The 3191-nt window shown below is 62.5% G+C and carries 1 protein-coding gene and 1 pseudogene; both read right to left on the reverse strand.

All coding sequences use genetic code 11. The annotated features are described in order from the left end of the window. Positions 1–1364: type VI secretion system tip protein TssI/VgrG (gene tssI / locus AC1DLB_RS28965; protein WP_477786186.1), on the reverse strand; the 1364-nt coding region annotated here is incomplete at its 3' end. 48 nt (positions 1365–1412) lie between these two features. Next, positions 1413–3191: pseudogene (locus AC1DLB_RS28970) on the reverse strand (AAA family ATPase); the annotation flags it as partial.

Genomic DNA, 3191 nt, shown 5'->3' on the forward strand with positions numbered 1-3191 from the left:
GCGTTGTAGACGCGGCCGGTGATGATCGGCCGATCCGGGTCGCCTTCGAGGAAGCTGACGATGACTTCCTGGCCGATTCGTGGGATCTGCATCGAGCCCCAGTTTTTTCCGGCCCAGGATTGCGACACGCGAATCCAGCATGAACTGTTTTCGTTGGATTGGTCGTGACGGTCCCAGTAGAAGTGCACCTTCACCCGGCCGAACTGGTCGGTCCAGATTTCCTCGCCCTTGGGGCCCACCACCAGTGCGGTCTGCGGGCCTTTGACGATGGGGCGGTGGGTGTTGGGCAGCGGGCGATAGCTTTGTTGTGCGTCGATGCAGGTCAGGCTGCTTTCGAACTGTGCCGAAGCCACGCCACCGCTGGTTTCCAGGCTTTCCTGGTCAATGTGGTAGCGGGCGCCGACGATCAGGTATTCGCGGTTCTGGTCCTGGCGGCTGAAGCCGGTGAGGCTGAACAAATGACCCGACCCCAGGCCTCGGGCGTTGCCGGCCAGCTCGACCTGTTCGTGCAGGGTCTGCAAGGCTTCGATACGGGTACGTGCGTAGTGTTCGCCGTCTTCGCTTTGCACATAGGTGCCGGGGTAGTCGTACAGCGGATAATCGCCGGCGGTGTGCGGACGAGGCATGGCCGAGCGAACGTCAATCCGCGCGCCAGGGCGCTGGAAGTCATAGTCGTTGAGCTCCAGCGAGCCCGGCTGGACTTGCTGGGCCAGGTGCCAATCGTAGATGTGATCGCGTTCGCGTTGCTGTTCATTCTTGGGGTAGTAGGGCACCGAGGCATAGCCGGGCACGTTGGCATGGGCGCCGTAGGCATCGGCCAGCACCAGCACATGACGACCCTGTTCATGGCGGAAGAAGTAGTAGATTCCTTCCTGTTCCATCAGGCGGCTGACGAAGTCGAAGCTGGTTTCGCGATACTGCACGCAGTATTCCCACTCGCGATAGGGCCGGCTCAGGGCATCTTCGAAATCCGAGAAACCCAGGTCGCGAAACACCTGCTTGATGATCTGCGGGATGGTCAGGTTCTGGAAAATCCGGCAATCGGAGGTGCGGGTCAACAGCCATAGCCAGGGCCGCAGCGTGACCTGGTAACTGGCGAACTGGCCCTGGTCGACGTTCTGGCTGCAACGGGCAACGATGCCATGGAAATGACGCTCGCCACCGCCGTCCAGTTGCAGGCTCAGGCACATGGGTTTGCCGAGCAACTGGTTGAGGTCGATGGCGTTGTCCAGCGAGTGCAGCTGCAACTCATAGTTGAACAGCCGCCCCAATTCTTCGTCTCCGCCCATGTCCTTGAGCAACAGCACATCCGGCCCCAGGGGGCTGGTGATCTTTGCCAGGCGTGAGAGTTGCTTGAATAGCATCAGTTATCCCTTGTCACTGCTCGGTTCCTTCCTACGGAGGAGGGCCGCTTAGGCGGCGTCGCTGAAGTCGTAGTGCAATTCGTTGTCCCGGGCGCTGATCCGCACCCCTGCCAGCGCTTTGCCTTCGAGCATGCGGGTGAGGAACTCGCGGCTCATGTCCGGTAGCAGGCTGTTGGTCAGAATGGTGTCGATCATCCGCCCGCCGCTTTCGGTTTCGGTGCAACGGGAGACGATCAGGTCGATCACCGCGTCGTCGTAATCGAAGGCCACCTTGTGGGTGTTCTCCACGCGCTTCTTGATGCGGTTGAGTTGCAGGCGGGTGATGGCCTTGAGCATCTCGTCGCTGAGCGGGTAGTACGGAATGGTCACCAGGCGGCCCAGCAAGGCCGGCGGGAAAATCTCCAGCAGCGGTTGGCGCAGGGCCTTGGCGATTTCTTCGGGCTCCGGCACGTTTTGCGGGTCTTTGCAGACCTGGGCAATCAGCTCGGTGCCAGCGCCGTGTGGGCTTCCTGGAATTCGCTCATGTTGATGGTGATGACGTTCTGCTCGCCGCCGTACATGGCTTCGGCCAGGGCCAGGGCGGTTTCGGTCTTGCCCACGCCGGAGGTGCCGGCGAGCATGAATACCCCGATCGGCTTGCTCGGGTTGTCGAGGCCGGCGCGGGAGGTCTGGATGCGTTTGGCGATCATCTGCAAGGCGTGGTCCTGGCCGATGATGCGTTTTTTCAGGTGCAGGTCGAGGTTGAGCACGGTTTCCAGTTCGTTACGAGCCATGCGGCCCACCGGAATCCCGGTCCAGTCGGCGACCACCGAGGCCACGGCCTGGTAATCGACCGTCGGCAGAATCAACGGGGTTTCGCCTTGCAGGGCGCTGAGACGCTGTTGCAGGTCCACCAGTTTTTCGCGCAAGGCGTGGCTGGTCTCGCTGCCGTCCTCGCTGTCCACCACGCCGACGCGTTCACGCAGGGTGGCGCGGGTGGCGAGCAATTCGTCCACCAGGGTTTTCTCTTCGGCCCAGCGACTTTCCAGCTCGGCGAGGCGTTCGCGTTCGGCACTCAGCAGGTTTTCACTTTGGGTTTGGCGGGCGCCGATGACGATGCCGATGGCGTGCTCGCGGGCGATGATCTGCAGCTCGGTTTCCAACGCCTCGATGCGCCGACGGCTGTCGTCCACTTCGGCCGGCACGGCGTGCAGGCTGATGGCAACGCGGGCGCAGGCGGTGTCCAGCAGGCTCACGGATTTGTCCGGCAACTGGCGCGCGGGGATGTAGCGATGGGACAGTTTGACCGAGGCTTCCAGGGCTTCGTCGAGGATCTGCACCTGATGGTGTTTTTCCATGGTCGAGGCCACRCCGCGCATCATCAACAGCGCCTTGTCTTCCGACGGCTCGGCCACTTGCACCACCTGGAAGCGGCGGGTCAGGGCCGGGTCTTTTTCGATATGCTTTTTGTACTCGGCCCAGGTCGTGGCGGCCACGGTGCGCAGGGTGCCCCGGGCCAGGGCCGGCTTGAGCAGGTTGGCCGCGTCCCCGGTGCCGGCGGCGCCACCGGCACCTACCAGGGTGTGGGCTTCGTCGATAAACAGGATGATCGGTTTTGGTGAGGCCTGGACGTCTTCGATGACTTGGCGCAGGCGCTGTTCGAATTCACCTTTCATGCTCGCGCCAGCCTGTAGCAGGCCGACGTCCAGGCTGCGCAGTTCCACATCCTTGAGCGCCGGCGGTACGTCACCGGCGACGATGCGCAGGGCAAAACCTTCGACCACGGCGGTTTTACCGACGCCAGCTTCACCGGTCAGAATCGGGTTGTTCTGCCGACGACGCATGAGG

This window comes from Pseudomonas sp. 05N434, assembly GCF_056396965.1.